The organism is Streptomyces sp. NPDC085524 (assembly GCF_044541755.1).
Lineage (GTDB): Bacteria > Actinomycetota > Actinomycetes > Streptomycetales > Streptomycetaceae > Streptomyces.
The window spans coordinates 147,704-165,667 of record NZ_JBITTH010000004.1 but is presented as its reverse complement, the minus strand read 5'-3'; the positions used below and the strand labels follow the sequence as shown (position 1 = coordinate 165,667).

Here is a 17,964-nt window from a genome sequence, read left to right as displayed (position 1 = left end):
GGGATTTCGGGTCACAACTGTCGTTGGACGTGATGGATTGGCAGCGGGACGCTGCCAGCATGACCACCACCACGCCGGCCCGCACCACCACGAGGATGGCCGCCCTCGTCAGTGAGATCCGCACGGTCGTGGAGCGGGGGCTGGCCCCGGACCTGACCGCCTACCTGGTCGGTGAGCGGGTCGCCCCGCACCTGGGCGCCCCCGACCTCCTGACGCCCGCGCAGTGCGAGGGCGATCCGGAGCGGTACCGGCAGCACATCCTGCATGCGGAGTCCGACGGCAGCTTCTCGGTGGTGGCGCTGGTGTGGCTGCCCGGCCAGGAGACCTGTATCCACGACCACGTGTCGTGGTGCGTGGCCGGGGTGCACCAGGGCGAGGAGAGCGAGCGCCGCTTCCGGCTGGCGCCGGGTGCCGGTCCGGCACGGCTGGTGGCCACCGAGGACGTGGTCAACGCACAGGGCGAGGTCTGCGGGTTCGCCCCGCCCGGAGACATCCACAAGGTGCGCAACTCCTGTGCCACGAAGGCGATATCCCTGCACGTGTACGGAGCCGACGTGTCCCGGCTGGGTACCAGCATTCGCCGCGTCTACAAGCTTCCGGTCGACTGATGGCCCTCCTTCACCGCCCCCAGCGTGTGGCGGTCGGCCATGTTTCACGTGAAACATCCACCTCCTGGCCCGGGTTGGCGTTGGCTGCGGGCGGAGCGCTGGCGGCATGGTGCGTGCACCGGGTCATCCCCGCCGTGCCGATGCTGACGGCGTCCGTGGTGCTGGGCATCGCGGTGGCCCATTTCCCCGGCCTGCGGACGTTCGCACGCGGGACCGCCCGCCCGGGCCTCTCCCTGGCCGGTCGTCGGCTCATGCGCATCGGCATCGTCCTGCTCGGGCTCGGCTTGGGGCTGGACCAGGTGCTGAGGCTGGGGTGGGGGACGGTCGCGATGGTGGCCGGGGTGGTGGCGGCCACCTTCTTCGGCACGCTCTGGCTGGGCCGACGCCTCGGACTCCCCGGCGACCAGCCCCTGTTGATCGCAACGGGCTATTCGATCTGCGGTGCCTCGGCGATCGGTGCGGTGAGCGAGGTGTCGGGCAGCGACGAGGAGGACGTGGCCGCCTCGGTGGCCCTGGTCACCCTGTGCGGCACCCTCGCCATTGCCGTCCTCCCGCTGCTCCAGGGGCCGTTGGGGCTCTCCGACCCCGCCTTCGGGAGGTGGGTCGGCGCGAGTGTCCACGACGTCGGCCAGGTGGTGGCCACCGCGCAGACGGCGGGTCCGGGCGCGCTCGGCGAGGCGGTGCTGGTCAAGCTGATGCGGGTGGCGCTGCTCGCGCCGCTGGTGGCGGCCGTGGCCTTCTCCGTACGGGCACGGCGGCGCCGTGTGCGTACGTCCTCGGGGCGCCGTCCGGCCCCGGTGCCGCTGTTCGTGGCCGGGTTCCTGGCTGCGGCCGCACTGCGCGCGACGGGCGTGCTGCCCGGCGCGGCGCTGGACTGGGCGCACACGGCGCAGGAGGCCCTGCTCGCGGCGGCTCTGTTCGGCCTGGGGAGCGCGGTGCACCTGCCGACGCTGGCCCGGACCGGCGGCCGGGCCGCGGTGCTGGGGCTCGGGGCGTGGGTGGTGGTCGCCGGGGTCTCGTACGGGGGCGTGCTGCTCACCATGTAGCAGGGGGAGTTGGCCATTTCGTGGCCGGAACCGACCGAACGTTCCGGCTGCCCGCTGACATTGCGACCCGCCCGTGCCACTCTCCTCCCGGCAACTCGAACAACCGATCCGCACCGACCGCTCTTCACCCCCACCCTGCCCCGGCGGCCACCCCGCTCTCGGGCACGGCAGAAGGAGTCATGCGTGAATCGTCATCGAACCGCCTTGTCCGTCCTGCTCTCGACGGGTGCCCTGGTCGCGGGCGTCCTGACGGCCGCGACCCCCTCGGTCGCGGCGGACAGCCCAGCGTCCTTCCGGCAACAGCACACCGCGGGCTTCTGGACCGCCGAGCGGATGCGCTCCGCCACTCCGCTCGACGTCACGGCGGCCCCCGGCAGGGCCCGCACTCCCGTCGCCACCACGGCCGCGCCCACGAGCATCGCGCCGACCGCGGCGTCCGCCTCCCCCACGAGCATCGCGCCGACCGCGGCGTCCGCCTCCCCCACGGCCTTCCCGCAGGCGGGCGGCGCGTGGACGGGTGGCGGCGCGGTCGTGAAGACCTCGGGCCGGGTCTTCTTCACCATGGGGGACCGGACCGCCTCCTGCTCCGGTGACTCGATCACCAGCGCCAACGGCAGCACGGTCATCACGGCCGGCCACTGCGTGAAGTACCAGGGGGCCTGGCACACCAACTGGGTCTTCGTCCCCGCGTACAACAACGGCAACGCGCCCTACGGCCAGTGGTCGGCCACCAAGACCTTCGCCACCGACCAGTGGGCCGCGAGCGAGGACATGAACATGGACGTCGGCCTGGCGGTGGTCGCCCCGCAGAACGGCCAGACCCTCAGCCAGGTCGTCGGCGCCCAGGGGATCCTCTTCAACGGCGGCTACAACAAGAAGATGTACTCGTTCGGCTTCCCCGCGGCGGCCCCGTACGACGGCACGAAGCTCGTCTACTGCAGCGGCAACAGCGGCAAGGACTTCCTGCTGACCAAGGACCACAGCCTGTCGTGCAACATGACCGGCGGCTCCAGCGGCGGCCCCTGGTTCCAGGACTTCAACGAGGCCACCGGCCTGGGAACCCAGGTCTCGGTCAACAGCTTCGGCTACAACTTCCTGCCGAACCGCATGTACGGCCCGTACTTCGGCAACGAGGCCAAGGCGGCCTACGACAAGGCCCAGACGGCCTGACCGCCTGTACGGGCCGGTCCCCTGCCGATAACGCAGCCCCCGGTACCCCGGACAGCCGGTACTCTGGTGCCCGCTCCGCCGCAGGCCGGCAGGGGCGTGGGTGGGTTGCCCGAGCGGCCTAAGGGAACGGTCTTGAAAACCGTCGTGGCGCGAGTCACCGTGGGTTCAAATCCCACACCCACCGCAGATGAATGGCCCCTGACCAGCGATTTCGGTCAGGGGCCGTTCGCGTCTTCTTGAATGATCTGCTCCGTGGTTCCCCGTGAGATCCCGCGTGATCGGGCACATGAAGGGCACGCTCAGGTCAGCTCCGAGACACCAGCTCGATCGTCACCGGCGCCGCCGAATCAAGGTAGATCGTGTCTACGTCATCCTCGGAAAGAGCCTCGTCGGGGTAGTCGGCTGGCACTACGCCGAGCAGCGTGTGAGGGCGGGGAAGCCAGCCCACATCCCGTGGAGGGTCGTAGCGGCCGATATCGGTGATCCGCACCAGCGTCTCAGGTATGCCTACGAGGCAGCTGTCACCAACGCGCAGGTTCCATGGTTCGGGGTCGGTTTTGAACAGACTTGTGGTCCATTCCGGGGAGTCGGCGGACACCGCAAACGCCCTCTGACCGTTCCACCTGAACTGCGACTGCGGATCGATCTCGTCCCATGGCCACTCAACCGCGGCGTAGAAGCGCGACACCTCGGTGACTCGGGCTTCGGCCGGCGGGCAGCTGACTCGTAGAACGTCGCCGACCTGGAAATCGTGGGGTGGTGCGTTCCTGTCCATCCGGCTCCCGCCATTGCTCGCTCTGAGAGCTGCACCGTACCGACTGGCCTAGCCACAGCTCGCCCTGGCTCCCATCCCGTCTGCCGTCGACCCACACGTATGTGGAGCGGGCGCGGGTCCTGGCGTCCAGGTGGAGCGCGCCACTGTACGAACGACCTGGACGCCAGGACCCGTGTCTGCTCGGCTTGCCTGGGTCGACGGCAGGCGGGATGGGAGCCTTCCCCACACTCGCCACAACGCACCGGCACCCGCGTACGGCGCCCCCTCTATCCCGGAGTCGGAGCGCCCCCGCCGGAGGCATCAGTCTTGGCCGGTAGCCGACCGATTAGGCCGGGGACACCCCCATCAAGCCCTTAGCCACATACTGGCGCGCGGTCGGCGGTCCGGGCTGGAGCGGGGCGGAGACAGGAGCGCAGGCCCGGGGCGACGGGCGCGCGACGCCGCCTTGGCGGCGGAAGCGCCCTTGATGAGGTAGAGAAACCTGTAACAGCCCCAGGGCCCAGGGCAGTTCGTGAGCCGACTGGCACTTTTCCTGACAGTGCCTCTGAGCGGCGCGGGTACCTTCGTAGTGTCGAAGGGAGCCCATCATGGGGGCGGATCTGAGCACGGGGCAAAGGGTGGCACGGGCACGCCGCCGACTTGGCTGGGATCAGGCGCAGCTAGCTGCTGCTGTAGATCGCTCGGTCAGCTGGGTGTCGAAGGTGGAGAATGGTCGGCTGCCGCTCGACCGTATGAGCGTCGTCGGCCAGCTGGCTGAAGCCCTCGGCATCGAAGTCATCGAGCTGACAGGTCAGCCCTACCGCCACGACTCTTCCGAACTCGACTCGGGCCACGCCGCGATTCCCGGTCTTCGGCTCGCTCTCCAGCAAGCCACGATGCCGGGCGGTGCACTTCTGCTCGGGTCTATCGAGCCGCCTTCGCTCGACGACGTCTCCGTGCGGGTGGCAGCTGCTGAGCGGCTTCGCCAAGACGCCAAATTCACGGCTCTGGGCGACGTCCTCCCCCAGATCCTGCGTGACCTGATCGTGGCCTGCGACATCGCGGACGGCGATGACCTCGGCCGGGCAGAGGCGCTGATGCTCCGTGCAAGCCACATGGCCCGAGTCTCCTCGAACCTGCTGGGTCACCATGACCTTGGCTGGAGTGCAGTTCAGCGGGAGCTGGTCGCCGCTGAGAGGGCCGAGTCCCCGACGCTTCGAGCGGCCGCCCGATGGGATCTCTGTGGAGTCTGGCTGTATGAGGGAGAGGTGGCCGCGGCGCGGGACATGGCGCTGAGGGCGCTCGATGACCTTGAGCCTGATCTCGCCAGCGCTGATGCGAGCGTCCGGTCTCTCTGGGGCGCGATGCACCTCCGGGCCGCTGTTGCCTGGTCCCGACTGTGGGACCGCACCGAGGCGGAATCCCACCTCACGGAAGCACGCCGGATAGCGGCCGATCTACCTGCTGATGGGAACGTCTTCCAGACCCAGTTCAACGCGGTCAACACAGAGATCCACAGTGTGGAAGTCAGCCTTGAACTCGGGCACCCGCGCGATGTGCTCTCCAGGTCAGAGCTGGTCGACGTCATGAACATCGCGTCTGGCGAGCGGAAGTCCCACTTCTGGGTCTGCACGGCCGCCGGCCAGATGATGAACGGCAAGGCCGAGGCTGCGGCAGGGTCCATCCTCCGGGCTGACGCGGTGGCACCTCAGCACGTACGCAACCGACCCGTAGCCCGCAACTTGGTGGACGACCTGCGGTCCACCAGTAGGAATGCGCGCACGGAGGAGATCCGGCGGCTGGCCGGACACATGAAGCTCAGCTGATCAGCCCGGACGGAGAGGGGGCCGTGGTCGTGAGAGTGGCAGACAAAGCGCGATTACTCGTGGAGCTGCACGAGATCCGGAAGAAGTTATCCGAGGCTGCACAGCGGGTGGATCGGCTGTCCGCTGCGGTCACGGCAGATCGGCAACGTGCCCTTCGAGGCGATCGAGCCGCGAGTTGATCAGATCCAGGGCGGCCTTGATCTCGGCCAGCTCGCTGGCCACAGTCGCGGCCTGCTCCACCTCGACGCTCGGCGGGTCGCTGGCGACGAAGGTGCCACGTCCCTGCTGACTCACAATCAAGCCTTCATCGCGAAGGATGTCCAACGCGTGCCGAACGGTCATGGCTGCAACGCCATACCGCTCGGCCAGCTTGGCGTTCCCGTCCAGCCGCTGGCCGGCCGTCAGCATGCCGCTCGCGATCTGCTTCCGGAGGTCGTCGGCAACCTGCGCGTAGGCGCTACGGGGATCATCTGGGCTCACGGTCACAAACCCAGGTTATCTAAGTGATCTAAAGAAGTCTGCCCCAAGGGCTTGTGCTCTTCGCCATCCCCACTAATCTAGGTAACACAAGAGAAGTTAGAGAAGCTCAGTCGGGAGCGGCGCCCTACCGCCAAGCAGTCCGCCGCTCCCGCCCCGTGAAGGGAGCTCCATCATGCCCACATTGCTCCAGGCTGTGCAGTCCAGCCACGTCCAGGTCCATGACCTGTCGAACATGGAGCGTGCCGTGGCTCTCTATGCCTCGGACATGCCGACCTCGTACCGGTACCGGAAGGGCGACCAGGAGAAGCACTGCGACTGGATCACCCAGGGTGCCACTCGCCTCGGTCTGGAGAACCTCGCCTATCTCGCGGCAATGCACCGTGTTCACCGTCTCAACTGGTTGAACGGCATCACGCCGGAGGAGCGAAGCGTCGCGGGGTTCGCAGACGAATCCCGCCGCGATCGTGCAGGTCGGCTCGCCGCTCTCGTGACGGGTCATGTGCCCGTGAGTGACCAGGCGTTGTGGCGTCAAGGACAGTCGGCCGAGTCTCTCCGCCCGGCCTCATTGGAGGTGGCGGCGTAATGGGCTGGGGACGTGGATTCGGCTCCTCACGCGAGCCGCTCGACTCAGACGTTGATGAGGCGCGCAAGGTCGCCAGTAGCCATCAGCGCTACTGCGCGGGCAAGGGTCAGGATGTGCCTCGTATGGGGCGCAAAGGCTCACCTGGGCGTCCTACGGACAACACGTCCGGACCCTCCTCGGCTTCGGCCAGTACTCCCAAGAGGCGGCGGCTTTGGTGACCCTCTTTCCCCTGGCCACGGCTGCTGTCGCTGACATGGCGGCGGCCGTGGGCACCGACCCCCTTACCCTGGCCGATCTCCTGCGCGTCGCCTCCGACCCCGATTTCGACCGCTGGCGAGACCAGATCCGCCGTACTGGCGGCTGCTCGGACCCGATCCACCTCACCGGCTCCACAGTTACCCGTGACCGGAGCACCGGGGATGTCCTGTACTCGTACTCGACCGCAGCTGAACCTGGCGGGCGGTTACGGATCGCGTGCGGCAACCGGCGGGCCTCCCGCTGTCCCTCCTGCGCCTGGACGTACGCCGGGGACACCTACCACCTGATCCGGGCAGGAATCACGGGCGATGAGACCAAGAACGTGCCCGTGACGGTCCGGGAGCACCCCAGGGTGTTTGCCACCCTCACCGCTCCCTCGTTCGGTGCGGTCCACAACCGGCCTGCCTCCGGTCGCTGCCGCTGCGGCACCACCCACGCCGAGACAGACAGCCTGATCGGCACGGCCCTGGATCCTGACCGGTACGACTACGCGGGCGCGGTCCTGTGGAACAACTACGCCGGACAGCTGTGGCAGCGCTTCACGATCTACCTCCGCCGCGAGATTGCTGCCCACGCTGGGATCACTCAGGTCGAGCTGAAGGAGACCTGCCGGGTCTCGTTCGGGAAGGTCGCCGAGTTCCAAAAGCGCGGTGCCGTGCACTTCCATGCAGTCGTCCGCCTCGATGGACCTGGTGGACCGGACACCCCGCCACCCTCGTGGGCGTCGGTCGCCCTGCTCGACGATGCGATCCGGGCCGCTGCTGGGAGAGTCGCTGTCAAGGTCCCCGCCGCTGGAGGGCTTCCCGCCCGCGCTCTCGTCTGGGGCAGGCAGGTCGACGTGCAGTCCATCGGTGGCCTCGGGCACGAAGAGCTCACAGAGCAAGCCGTGGCGTCCTACGTCGCCAAGTACGCGACCAAGGCGGCCGAGAACGCCGGAGCAACGGACAGGGCCGTTCACTGCCGTACGTGCGGGGGCTCGGGACTGTTCGACCGCTACCCCCGTCCGGGCTCCCCGCTGAGCCGCTGCATGGACTGCAAGGGATCCGGCCTGGGGGTGGACCTCGCCGCGCTGCCTGTATCGGATCACGTCCGTCGCCTGATGCAGGCCTGCTTCACACTCCAGCCCCTCCACCCGGAACGCGGACTCGCGCGCTGGTCCCACATGCTCGGCTTCCGCGGCCACTTCTCCACCAAGTCCCGGGCCTACTCCACTACCCTCGGCGCCCTTCGCCAGACCCGCGCCGACTACCGCGCCGCCCAGGAACGCCGCGAACGCGGCCTGCCCGACCCCGACGACACCTCGGAGGGCTCCACGCTCGTCCTCGCTCACTGGATCTTCGCCGGACAAGGCCACACGCCGGGGGAGTCTTGGCTCGCCGCGACCATCGCCAATGACATCAAGGCCAACCGTGAAACCGCCCGCGAAGCCCTCGCGGAGCTGGACGAGACGAATGCCGAGGGGGAGTGATGGCCGTGGACAGACTGCTCACCGTGAGCCAGGTCGCCGAGTTGCTCGGGACGACCGTGCGGTTCCCGCGGCGCCTGATCGAGGAGCGACGCATCACCTTCGTCAAGGTCGGCCGACACGTTCGCATCCCTGAGGGCGCGGTCCGGGCCTTCGTCCAGGAGCACACCGTTGCCGCCGTCCCGGCTGTCCGCTCTCGACTGAGGAGCGTGGCCTGATGCCCGGGAAGCGCAAGCAACGACGTGGGTTCGGTCGGGTCCGCAAGTTGCCCTCGGGGCGCTATCAGGTTCGGTACCCGGGGCCCGATGGAGTCCTTCGGCCGGCGGATCGGACCTTCGCCACTGTGGCGGACGCTGACCTCTGGCTGTCCCGGAAGCGGATCGAGATTGAAGACGGCCAGTGGTTGGACCCGGCCGAAGGCAAGACCACGGTCCGGGATTGGGGCGCCCGCTGGCTGGCGGCGGTGTCTCCGCAGCTCAAGCACAAGACTCAGGCCTCGTACAGGTCTCTCATCACCTCGCAGATCAATCCCGCCTTGGGCGACCGGGAACTGTCCAGCCTGCGGCCGATCACGGTGACTGAATGGGTCGGCTCGATGAAGACCAAGGGGCTGAGCGCGTCACGGATCCGCCAGGCGTACCGGGTGCTGTCACAGCTCATGAGGGCTGCTGTGGACAACGGCCTGATCGCCCAGACCCCGTGCCGTGGTGTCCGGCTGCCGCGAATGCCGGAGACCGAGCCGCACATCCTGACCCAAGCAGAGGCGTCCAGCGTCGTCCGCCATGCCGACAAGCCGCATGACCTGCTGATCGCGCTGCTCGCCTTCGGCGGCCTGCGCATCGGGGAGGCTTTCGCGCTTCGGCGCATGGACATCGACCTGCCCGGCCGTCTGATCCTCGTGGACGAGAACCTCGCTGAGGCGAACGGCAAGCTCGTCTTCGATACCCCCAAGTCCCATCAGAAGCGGGTCTTGCGGATCGCGCCTTCGCTGGCCAAGCGGCTCGGTGTGCACCTTGCCGGGCTGGGCTCTGGCGACGATGTGCTTCTGTTCGCCAACTCCAAGGGTGGCCCGCTGCGCTACAACCAGTGGCGCAAGGCGTGCTTCGACCCGGCCGTGAAGGCTGCCGGCCTGACCGACGTCACCCCGCATGACCTAAGGGCCTCGCACGGAACTTGGGTGGCGGACAGGTTCGGCGTCATGACCGCGGCACGGCGCCTCGGCCACTCGAATGCCAGCGTTACCACTCGGCACTACGCCCGGCCAGTCGACGGGCGTGATGCTCAGGTGGCCGATGCCTCGGACGGTTGGCTCAACGGGCACGACGACGACCCTGGGGCACGGGACGGGCACGCAGCCCCCGCCGACCCCGACGAAGGCGCCTCATAGAGCCCCTGACCTGGCCTTGAGTCGAACCTACCTGGGTCGAGTAAGAGGTCTTGAAAACCGTCGTGGCGCGAGTCACCGTGGGTTCAAATCCCACACCCACCGCCACAGGTCAGAGAACGCGCTGATCAGAAGGGGTGTCCCGGATCCGGGACACCCCTTCGTGCGCTCGGGGCTCAGCCGAAGCACGCAACCAGTCGGACGGCATCGTCGCCGTGGATGGCCGCCAGGGTGCGCATGACCGACCAAATGGGTTCCCATGCGCTGTCCGGCACGGCGTCCTTGCGCCGTAGGCGGCCGATGCGGAAGAGGCGGTCGCCGTCGGGCCACTCCGTGCCCTCGGGGTGGCTGCGGCCCGCGTGGCGCAGGGTGTGCGGGTCGGTGATGCCGGAGAGCTCGGAGAAGCGGGTCAGGTTCGTGTTCCGGCCGTACGCCTTCCAGGCGCCCTCGGCATCCCGGCGGTACTCGAGGACGCAGTCGTCGACCTCCGTCGCGGTTTCCTCCCAGTCGGTCGCCAAGAGTTCCGCCCAGGTGATCCAGGACGCGCCGAAGTCCCAGTCCTCACCGCGGGCGCGCACTTCCGGCGAGGCGTCCGGGGGCAGGCCGCGATCCGCGGCGAGGGGGCGGAAGGTGCTGTCGCGTACGCCGAAGAGGCAGCCGAAGGCCAGGTAGGAGCGGCCGTTGTAGAGGTGCATGGTGTCGATCGCCATGTGCCACTCGCGGTCGTCCTCGTCCAGCCAGCGGTCCCACCGGGCCTCGATGTACCCGTACATGTCCGTTCCCATGGCCCGGATTGTTCGGGGTGCGGGGCGGGGCCCGCGAGTGGATTTCCGGGTGTGGGCGGGGTCCGGGAGGGGGTTTGCGCCTTTTGGGTGGTGTTTGTCAGAAGATCGGCGTGCGTGGTGGGAGTCGTGCGGTTGCGTCCGCATCATGACGAATGTATGCAGATCCGCCCGTCGGAACATCGCGAAATGAGGGACCCCGTCATGGCTCAGCGCAGCGTCATCCTGTCGATCTGGACTTCCGTCCTCGCCGCCCTCGTGGCGCTCCTCGGCTCCCTCGGGCTCATCGGCAAGGCCGCCCCGGCCCTCGCCTCCGCTGCTGCTCCCGCCGTCCCCGCCCCCGCGGCCGGCGCCGTGCGCCGGGTGGGTGTCCAGGCGCGGCGGAGCTGGCGGGAAATGATGCGGGGCGGTTCGCTCCCGCCGACCATCAAGCAGCGGATCCGTGCCGAGGCCCACGGCAAGTCCCCGTCCGTCCGCCGCTCCACCACCGCCGCTGCCATGGGCGCCGCTTTTGCTGCCGCACGCGCCGCCACGTTCGCACCTGCCGCCCCACGGGATGCCGTCCCCGTCGTGTCCGCCGCACCTGCCGCCCGGGACGGGCTCGCGCTCGCGGCGTAGTGCGGTACGGCGCAGTCGCCCCGGCGGGCGCCGGGGGCGTGCAGGGGGCGTGAAACTTGGTATTGCAGGGCCGCAGGGCCGGGAGACGGTGGGGTTCCCGGACGTCGCGGCCCTTTTCGGCATGTCCGGGCGGGAGTTTCAGGCTGAACGCTTCATCCCTTGTGCGGCAAGGGTTTCGGCGGGTTCAGGGGCGCTGACCTGCCGTGCAGGGGGCGCGAATTGGGTTTATCCGGAGTTGGTCATGCTTGCGGGGGAATCGCAGACTCCGGGGTGGTTCGCCGGGGATTCGGTGGGCAACTCTGGTCTCGCGACGTCGTCACCACACGGAACGACCGAGGCGGTCGGCCAACTGCTTCGGAATGAAGCCCACTTCGGTTTTCTGGAGGATTCACACATGGCAAGCATCCGTACCTCCCGCGTCATCGCCGCCGTCGCCGCCCTCCCCCTCGCCGTCGCCCTCTTCGGCGGAGTGGCCTCGGCCGACAACGGCTCTTTCGCGAACGACGGATCGAATGCGAGCGTCGCCAGCATCATCGGCAGCGGCGTGGGTGGCGACAACAACGGCAACTCCTCCACCTCGCAGCAGGTGGCCACCGGCTCCGGGGCGTCCAACCAGAACAACACCGCGCAGGTCAACGGCTCGGCCTTCACCGCGATCCACCAGTCCAACTCGAACGTGGCGGTCAACTTCCACCCCTGGTGGTAGCCGCGGCCTGAGCCGCACCGACTGTTGAGGGCGCCCGTGCGACCGGACCGGCTGGGGTCCGGTAGTGCGGGCGCCCTCGCGCGCGCCTCCGTCTGCGTCTTCGCTCGCGTCGCGCCTGCGTCCCCGCCTGAGCCCCCGCCCACCCCTGCTCGCGGACTCGCCTTCCGACCTTGACACCGATGGTAAATCTGACGGACAGTCAGGTTCCCTCGAATGTTGTGATGCCGGGAGGCCAGCGCCGTGCACCTCGCCCCGACCGAAGGCCAGTTGCGGCTCCGCGCCGAACTGCGGGAGTACTTCCAGGACCTGCTGCCGGACGGGGTCCCGGACGACCCGGCCCGCCAGCGCGCACTGCTGCGCCGCATCGGCGCCGACGACCTGCTCGGCCTCGGCTGGCCCGTCGAATACGGAGGCCGGGGCCGCGGCCCCGACGAGCAGTTCGTCTTCTTCGACGAGGCCTACCGGGCCGGCGCGCCCGTGTCCATGGTCACGCTCAACACCGTCGGCCCGACCCTGATGAAGTACGGGACCGAGGAGCAGAAGGAGTACTTCCTGCCCCGGATCCTCAAGGGTGAGATCGTCTTCGCCATCGGCTACTCCGAGCCGGAGGCGGGCACCGACCTCGCCTCGCTGCGCACCCGGGCCGTCCGCGACCGCGACGACTGGGTGATCGACGGGCAGAAGATCTTCACCTCCAACGCCCAGAACGCGGACTGGATCTGGCTCGCCTGCCGCACCGACCCCGGGGCGCCCAAGCACAAGGGCATCTCGATCATCCTGGTGCCCACCGACGACCCCGGGTTCGCCTGGACCCCGATCGAGACCGTCGGCGGGCTCACCACCACGGCGACGTACTACGACTCCGTCCGCGTGCCCGCCGGGAACCTCGTCGGCCCGGAGCACGGCGGCTGGGGCCTGATCACCAACCAGCTCAACCACGAGCGCGTGGCCCTCGCCGCCATCGGCATGCAGGCCGAGGACTTCTACGCGTACGCGCTCGGCCACGCACGCACCCCGGACCCGGTCACCGGCGAGCGGCCGGCGGACCTGCCCTGGGTGCAGTCCCGGCTCGCCGAGGCGCACGCACGGCTGGCCGCCGTACGCCTCCTGAACTGGCGCCTCGTCCAGGACGTGGGCGCGGGCACCCTCGCCCCCGGCGACGCCAGCGGGGTGAAGTTCCTCGGCACCGAGTCCACCGTCGAGGTGTACCGGATGTGCCAGGAGGTGGTCGGCGAGGAGGCGCTCGTACGGGGCCCGGGGGCCTTCGCCGGCGGTGAGCTGGAGCGGATGAACCGGGCCGCGCAGATCAACACCTTCGGCGGCGGGGTCAGCGAGGTACAGCGGGAGATCGTCGCCATGATGCGGCTCGGCATGAAGGGGAGGAAGCGATGACGGCGCAGGCGGACGGCGCGGACGGGGAGGCGGCCCGGTTCCACGCGCTGCTGGCGGCTTTCGAAGGGCAGCCGGCCGCCACCGCGGGCCGGGGCAAGGACGCGGTCAACGAGCCGATGATCCGCCACTGGTGCGAGGCGATGGGCGATGCCAACCCCGCCTACACGGGCCCGGACGCCATCGCACCGCCCACCATGCTCCAGGCCTGGACGATGGGCGGGCTCTCCGGCCACTCGGACCGGTCCTCCTGCTACGACGACCTCTTCGCCCTCCTCGACGGCGCCGGGTTCACCTCGGTGGTCGCCACCGACTGCGAGCAGGAGTACCTGCGCCCGCTGCGCCCCGGGGACGCCGTCACCTTCGACGCCGTCATCGAGTCCGTGTCCCCGCGCAAGACGACCAAGCTGGGCACCGGCCACTTCGTGACCACGCGCATGGACGTCCGGGCGAACGGGGACCTCGCCGGGACCCACCGCTTCCGGATCCTCAAGTACGCGCCCGCCGGCACCCCGGCGAAGAAGAAGGCCCCGGCCCTGCGCCCCCGGCCGGTGGTCAACCGCGACAACCAGGGGTTCTGGGACGGGGTCCGGGAGCACAGGCTCCTCATCCAGCGCTGCACCTCCTGCACCACCCTGCGCTTCCCCTGGCTGCCCGGCTGCAACGGCTGCGCGAGCCAGGAATGGGACACCGTCGAGGCCTCCGGCTCCGGCACCGTCTTCTCGTACGTGGTCATGCACCACCCGCCCTTCCCCGCCTTCGACCCGCCGTACGCGGTCGCGCTCGTCGAGCTCGCCGAGGGGGTCCGGATGATCAGCAACATCACCGGCGTCCCGTACGACAAGGTCCGCATCGGCATGCCCGTCCAGCTGGAGTTCCTGCGCGTCGACGACGGCCTCGAACTCCCCGTCTTCCGCGGGAGTGAAGGCTGATGGACTTCCACCCCACCGAGGAGCAGGCCGCCGCGGCAGGCCTCGCGGCCCGCATATTCGGCGACCTCGCCACCCACGAACGCCTCGGAGCCGCCGGCACCGGCAGCGACGCCGAGCTCTGGAAGGCCCTCACCACGGCCGGCATGACCGCCGCCGTCGAGGAGGTCGGCCTGCTCGGCCTGGTCCTCCTCCTGGAAGAGCAGGGCCGCACCACCGCGCAGGTCCCGTTCGCCGCCACCTGCGCGTACGGGATCCTCCCGGTGGCCGCGCACGGCAGCGCCGAGCAGCGCGCCCGCCTGCTCCCCGCCCTCGGCACCGGTGAGGCGGTCGCCACCGGGGCCTTCCCGGCGCGCGGCCGGATCACCTCGGAGGGCGGCCGGCTCACCGGAACCGCCCCCGCCGTGCCCTGGCTGCGCGATGCCACCCACGTGCTGGTCCCGGACGCGGACCGGGCGCTGTGGCTCGTACGGACGGACGCGCCCGGGGTGAGCACCTCCCCGGTGGAGACCACCGCCCCCTGGTCGGCGGGCCGGCTGACGCTGACCGGGGCCGAGGGCGAACGCCTCGGGGACGGGGGCGCCTACGAGGCGGTCCTCGACGCCGCCCGGACCGCCTTCGCCGGGCTCCAGGCGGGCGTCTGCGCGGGCTCGCTCGCCCGGGCGGTCGAGTACACCTCCACCCGGGAGCAGTTCGGCCGTCCGCTCTCCACCAACCAGGCGGTGCTGCTGCGCGCGGCGGACGCCTACATGGACACCGAGGCGATCCGGGTCACCGCGTACGAGGCGGCCTGGCGCATCGACCAGGGCCTGCCGGCGCACGAACACGCGCTGACGGCGGCCTGGTGGGCCTCGGAGGCGGGCAAACGGGTGGTGCACGCGGGCCAGCACCTGCACGGCGGCATGGGCGCCGACCTGGACCACCCCGTCCACCGGCACTTCCTCTGGGGGCGCCAGCTGGACGCGTACCTGGGCTGCGGCAGCGAGCTGCTGGCCGAACTGGGCGCCGTGCTGGCGCAGGAGGGCTGAGCCATGGGAACCGTCGCCATGAGAGTCGGCGAGGAACTGCCGCCGCTGGAGATCCCGGTCACCCGGACGCTGATCGTCGCGGGCGCCATCGCCTCCCGTGACTACCAGGACGTGCACCACGACGCGGCGCTGGCCCGGGAGAAGGGCTCACCGGACATCTTCATGAACATCCTGACCACGAACGGCCTGGTCGGCCGGTACGTCACCGACCACCTCGGGCCGCACGCCGTCCTGCGCAAGGTGGCCATCCGCCTCGGCGCGCCCAACTACCCGGGCGACACGATGACCCTCACGGGCACCGTCACCGCCGTCTCCGGGAACACGGTCGAGATCCGTGTCCTCGGCGCCAACGGCATCGGCCACCACGTGTCGGGGACGGTCACGGCGGAGGTGCCGGCATGAGCGTCCGCACCCGCGACGAGCTCGGCGGCAAGGCCGCCATCGCCGGCATCGGAGCGACCGAGTTCTCCAAGGACTCCGGCCGCAGTGAGCTCAAGCTCGCCGTCGAGGCCGTGCAGACCGCCCTCGAGGACGCCGGGCTCACCCCCGCCGACGTCGACGGCATGGTCACCTTCTCGATGGACACCAGCCCCGAGATCACCGTCGCGCAGGCGGCCGGCATCGGGGACCTGTCCTTCTTCTCCCGCATCCACTACGGCGGCGGTGCGGCCTGCGCCACCGTCCAGCAGGCCGCGCTGGCCGTCGCCACCGGGGTCGCGGAGGTCGTGGTCTGCTACCGCGCCTTCAACGAGCGCTCGGGGCGCCGCTTCGGCTCCGGCGTCCAGCAGCGCGAACCCTCGGCGGAGGGCGCCGCGCTCGGCTGGTCGCTGCCGTGGGGGCTGCTGACCCCCGCCTCCTGGGTGGCCATGACCGCCCAGCGCTACCTGCACGCCCACAACCTCACTCCCGAGGCGTTCGGGCACGTCGCGGTCACCGACCGCCGGCACGCCGCGAACAACCCCGCCGCCTACTTCCACGGCAAGCCCATCACCCTCGCCGACCACGCCGCCTCGCGCTGGATCGTCGAGCCGCTGCGGCTGCTGGACTGCTGCCAGGAGACCGACGGCGGCCAGGCCCTCGTCGTCACCACCCCCGAACGGGCCCGGGACCTGCGGCACCCGCCCGCGGTGATCACCGCGGCCGCGCAGGGTGCCGGACGCCGCCAGGAGGGCATGACCTCCTTCTACCGCGACGACCTGACCGGGCTGCCGGAAATGGACGTGGTCGCGCGCCAGCTGTGGCGCACCAGCGGGCTGCGGCCCTCGGACATCGACGTCGGGATCCTCTACGACCACTTCACCCCCTTCGTGCTGATGCAGCTGGAGGAGTTCGGCTTCTGCAAGCCGGGTGAGGCCGCCGACTTCGTGGCCGCGGAGGCGCTGCCGATCAACACCCACGGCGGCCAGCTCGGGGAGGCGTACCTGCACGGGATGAACGGCATCGCCGAGGCGGTGCGCCAGCTGCGCGGCACCTCCGTGAACCAGGTCGCGGGGGCGGAGCACGTACTCGTCACGGCCGGCACCGGGGTGCCGACCTCCGGGCTGATCCTGGGGGCCGACGGCTGAGGGCCCGCCGCCCGCAGCTGACGGATTCGTGCCGGTTGGGCCCCGCCTCCTCCACCTTCAGGAGGTGGGGCCTTCCCTACTCCTACAACCTGAGACGGACCCCGCTTCGGCACTTGCGGCCGATCCCATGACGAGCGGGCGCTCCTAGCGTGGAGACATGACCACGCCTGTGTGCACGCTCGCCTCGAACCCGACGCCGTACCCGTCGTTCTCGGCGTACGTCCGGACCCGCGGCACGGTCCTGATGCGCACGGCGCGCTCCCTCACCGCCAACCCGTGCGACGCCGAGGACCTGCTCCAGACCGCCCTGGCCAAGACGTACATGGCCTGGGACCGCATAGAGGACCACCGCGCGCTGGACGGCTATGTCCGGCGGGCCCTGGTCAACACCCGTACCTCCCAGTGGCGCAAGCGCAAGGTGGACGAGTTCTGCTGCGACGAGCTCCCCGAGACCGAGGAGGTCCCGGCCGCCGATCCCGCGGAGGCGCAGGCCCTGCGGGACGCGATGTGGCGCGCGGTGACACGGCTGCCCGACCGGCAGCGGGCCATGGTCGTGCTGCGCTACTACGAGGACCTCAGCGAGGTGCAGACCGCCGAGCTGCTGGGTGTTTCGGTCGGCACGGTCAAGAGCGCCGTCTCCCGGGCGCTGGGCAAGCTCCGCGAGGACCCGGAGCTCACCACGGTCCGCTGAGCGCCGACCGTGCGGCGCCCCGGCGTCGGCGATGTTTCACGTGAAACATCGGCCATCCGGCCGGGCCGCCGAGTGGCCACTCTGATGTGCGACACCGTGTCCAAAACACTCTCGGACGGCAGAAGAAGCCCCCCGCCCGGCCGTGTGGCCGGGCGGGGGGCTTCGTTTCAGCGGACGGTGCCGGCCTGCCAGAGGGTGAGGAGCAGACCGAGGGCCGCGACGACCGCGGCGACCTTGTGGAGCGGCCAGCGGCTGCGCTCGAGGGAGTCGAGCCTGGCCTCGTGGTCGGCGAGCTGCTTGTCGGTCTGGTCGGACCGCTGCACGAGGAGCGCGAGGCTGCCGTCGATGCGGGTGAAGCCGACCTCGACGACGGCCCGCAGTCGTTCGAGTTCCAGGGCGACGCCGGGTGTGTCGCCGGGGTCGGGTGCGCTCACTCGGCTGCTCCGGTGTCGTCCCGCAGGCCGAGGCCGACGCGGTCGAGCAGGGCCTCGACGCCCGGCAGGGCCATGACGCGGGCGAGGCCGGCGGCGACCGCGAGGGCGCCGGCGACATAGGGCAGGGACTCGGAGATGCCGGCCGCGGAGACGATCGAAGGCAGGGTGACGGCGAACGCCACGGCGGCCTGGATCAGGGTGCGGACGGTGCGCTTGTGGGCAGGGGTCATGGTGGGCTCCTGGTGGGT

At 70.1% G+C, this 17,964-nt stretch carries 21 protein-coding genes and 1 tRNA gene; 17 read left to right on the top strand and 5 right to left on the bottom strand.

What is annotated here, in order from left to right:
- Positions 1-59: 59 nt before the first annotated feature.
- The 4 genes from ACIGFK_RS07690 (at position 60) to ACIGFK_RS07675 (ending at position 3,008) form a co-directional block, all read left to right on the top strand.
- A complete protein-coding gene (locus tag ACIGFK_RS07690) occupies positions 60-608 on the top strand; it encodes a cysteine dioxygenase (RefSeq protein ID WP_376658439.1) in 549 nt (182 codons plus the stop codon).
- On the top strand, positions 608-1,654 hold the full coding sequence (locus tag ACIGFK_RS07685) for a YeiH family protein (RefSeq protein WP_400050934.1): 1,047 nt from the start codon (positions 608-610) through the stop codon (positions 1,652-1,654). The genes ACIGFK_RS07690 and ACIGFK_RS07685 overlap by 1 nt, the downstream gene beginning before the upstream one ends.
- Positions 1,655-1,837: 183 nt before the next feature.
- Entirely contained in the window at positions 1,838-2,824 is a 987-nt protein-coding gene (locus ACIGFK_RS07680) for a peptidase (RefSeq protein ID WP_400050932.1), read from the top strand.
- Positions 2,825-2,923: 99 nt separating this feature from the next.
- Positions 2,924-3,008, top strand: a tRNA-Ser gene (locus ACIGFK_RS07675).
- Positions 3,009-3,128: 120 nt separating this feature from the next.
- On the opposite strand, the gene ACIGFK_RS07670 is transcribed toward ACIGFK_RS07675, so the two are convergent.
- A complete protein-coding gene (locus tag ACIGFK_RS07670; protein WP_400050931.1) occupies positions 3,129-3,599 on the bottom strand; it encodes a hypothetical protein in 471 nt (156 codons plus the stop codon).
- Positions 3,600-4,186: 587 nt separating this feature from the next.
- Between ACIGFK_RS07670 and ACIGFK_RS07665 the strand changes: the two genes are divergently transcribed.
- Positions 4,187-5,404 carry a multiprotein-bridging factor 1 family protein gene (locus ACIGFK_RS07665; RefSeq protein WP_400050929.1) on the top strand — a complete coding sequence of 406 codons (1,218 nt, stop codon included), beginning with the start codon at positions 4,187-4,189 and terminating at the stop codon, positions 5,402-5,404.
- 129 nt (positions 5,405-5,533) lie between these two features.
- On the opposite strand, the gene ACIGFK_RS07660 is transcribed toward ACIGFK_RS07665, so the two are convergent.
- Positions 5,534-5,890 (bottom strand): GntR family transcriptional regulator, encoded by a 357-nt coding sequence (locus tag ACIGFK_RS07660; protein WP_400050927.1) that lies wholly within the window; start codon positions 5,888-5,890, stop codon positions 5,534-5,536.
- Positions 5,891-6,056: 166 nt separating this feature from the next.
- On the opposite strand from ACIGFK_RS07660, the gene ACIGFK_RS07655 reads away from it, so the two are divergent.
- The 4 genes from ACIGFK_RS07655 (at position 6,057) to ACIGFK_RS07640 (ending at position 9,577) form a co-directional block, all read left to right on the top strand.
- Positions 6,057-6,467 (top strand): hypothetical protein, encoded by a 411-nt coding sequence (locus tag ACIGFK_RS07655; protein WP_400050925.1) that lies wholly within the window; start codon positions 6,057-6,059, stop codon positions 6,465-6,467.
- A 253-nt stretch (positions 6,468-6,720) separates the two neighbouring features.
- The gene (locus tag ACIGFK_RS07650; RefSeq protein WP_400051038.1) at positions 6,721-8,193 is read left to right on the top strand and encodes a replication initiator; all 1,473 of its coding nucleotides are present in this window, start codon (positions 6,721-6,723) and stop codon (positions 8,191-8,193) included.
- Positions 8,193-8,408 carry an excisionase family DNA-binding protein gene (locus ACIGFK_RS07645; protein WP_400050923.1) on the top strand — a complete coding sequence of 72 codons (216 nt, stop codon included), beginning with the start codon at positions 8,193-8,195 and terminating at the stop codon, positions 8,406-8,408. The genes ACIGFK_RS07650 and ACIGFK_RS07645 overlap by 1 nt, the downstream gene beginning before the upstream one ends.
- Positions 8,408-9,577, top strand: coding sequence for a tyrosine-type recombinase/integrase (locus ACIGFK_RS07640; protein WP_400050921.1), 1,170 nt, complete (start codon positions 8,408-8,410; stop codon positions 9,575-9,577). The genes ACIGFK_RS07645 and ACIGFK_RS07640 overlap by 1 nt, the downstream gene beginning before the upstream one ends.
- A 173-nt stretch (positions 9,578-9,750) precedes the next feature.
- On the opposite strand, the gene ACIGFK_RS07635 is transcribed toward ACIGFK_RS07640, so the two are convergent.
- The gene (locus tag ACIGFK_RS07635) at positions 9,751-10,359 is read right to left on the bottom strand and encodes a hypothetical protein (RefSeq protein WP_376658442.1); all 609 of its coding nucleotides are present in this window, start codon (positions 10,357-10,359) and stop codon (positions 9,751-9,753) included.
- A gap of 201 nt (positions 10,360-10,560) precedes the next feature.
- Here ACIGFK_RS07635 and ACIGFK_RS07630 point away from each other — a divergent pair, with 201 nt between their 5' ends.
- The 8 genes from ACIGFK_RS07630 (at position 10,561) to ACIGFK_RS07595 (ending at position 17,282) form a co-directional block, all read left to right on the top strand.
- On the top strand, positions 10,561-10,974 hold the full coding sequence (locus tag ACIGFK_RS07630) for a DUF6344 domain-containing protein (RefSeq protein ID WP_376658443.1): 414 nt from the start codon (positions 10,561-10,563) through the stop codon (positions 10,972-10,974).
- A gap of 394 nt (positions 10,975-11,368) precedes the next feature.
- Entirely contained in the window at positions 11,369-11,680 is a 312-nt protein-coding gene (locus tag ACIGFK_RS07625) for a hypothetical protein (protein WP_376658444.1), read from the top strand.
- 240 nt (positions 11,681-11,920) lie between these two features.
- Positions 11,921-13,072 carry an acyl-CoA dehydrogenase family protein gene (locus tag ACIGFK_RS07620; RefSeq protein ID WP_400050919.1) on the top strand — a complete coding sequence of 384 codons (1,152 nt, stop codon included), beginning with the start codon at positions 11,921-11,923 and terminating at the stop codon, positions 13,070-13,072.
- Complete coding sequence (locus ACIGFK_RS07615) at positions 13,069-14,001, top strand: bifunctional MaoC family dehydratase N-terminal/OB-fold nucleic acid binding domain-containing protein (protein WP_400050918.1); 933 nt, start codon at positions 13,069-13,071, stop codon at positions 13,999-14,001. Before ACIGFK_RS07620 ends, ACIGFK_RS07615 begins: the two co-directional genes overlap by 4 nt.
- Positions 14,001-15,026, top strand: a complete 1,026-nt coding sequence (locus ACIGFK_RS07610) for an acyl-CoA dehydrogenase family protein (protein ID WP_386467337.1) — start codon at positions 14,001-14,003, stop codon at positions 15,024-15,026. The genes ACIGFK_RS07615 and ACIGFK_RS07610 overlap by 1 nt, the downstream gene beginning before the upstream one ends.
- 18 nt (positions 15,027-15,044) lie before the next feature.
- Positions 15,045-15,428 carry a MaoC family dehydratase gene (locus tag ACIGFK_RS07605; RefSeq protein ID WP_376658450.1) on the top strand — a complete coding sequence of 128 codons (384 nt, stop codon included), beginning with the start codon at positions 15,045-15,047 and terminating at the stop codon, positions 15,426-15,428.
- Positions 15,425-16,591 carry a lipid-transfer protein gene (locus tag ACIGFK_RS07600; RefSeq protein ID WP_400050917.1) on the top strand — a complete coding sequence of 389 codons (1,167 nt, stop codon included), beginning with the start codon at positions 15,425-15,427 and terminating at the stop codon, positions 16,589-16,591. Before ACIGFK_RS07605 ends, ACIGFK_RS07600 begins: the two co-directional genes overlap by 4 nt.
- Positions 16,592-16,748: 157 nt before the next feature.
- Positions 16,749-17,282, top strand: a complete 534-nt coding sequence (locus tag ACIGFK_RS07595; protein ID WP_376658449.1) for a SigE family RNA polymerase sigma factor — start codon at positions 16,749-16,751, stop codon at positions 17,280-17,282.
- Positions 17,283-17,449: 167 nt separating this feature from the next.
- Here the strand turns inward: ACIGFK_RS07595 and ACIGFK_RS07590 are convergent, their stop codons facing one another.
- Positions 17,450-17,716 (bottom strand): hypothetical protein, encoded by a 267-nt coding sequence (locus ACIGFK_RS07590; protein ID WP_386467340.1) that lies wholly within the window; start codon positions 17,714-17,716, stop codon positions 17,450-17,452.
- The gene (locus ACIGFK_RS07585; RefSeq protein WP_376660265.1) at positions 17,713-17,946 is read right to left on the bottom strand and encodes a hypothetical protein; all 234 of its coding nucleotides are present in this window, start codon (positions 17,944-17,946) and stop codon (positions 17,713-17,715) included. The genes ACIGFK_RS07590 and ACIGFK_RS07585 overlap by 4 nt, the downstream gene beginning before the upstream one ends.
- Between the last annotated feature and the right edge of the window lie 18 nt (positions 17,947-17,964).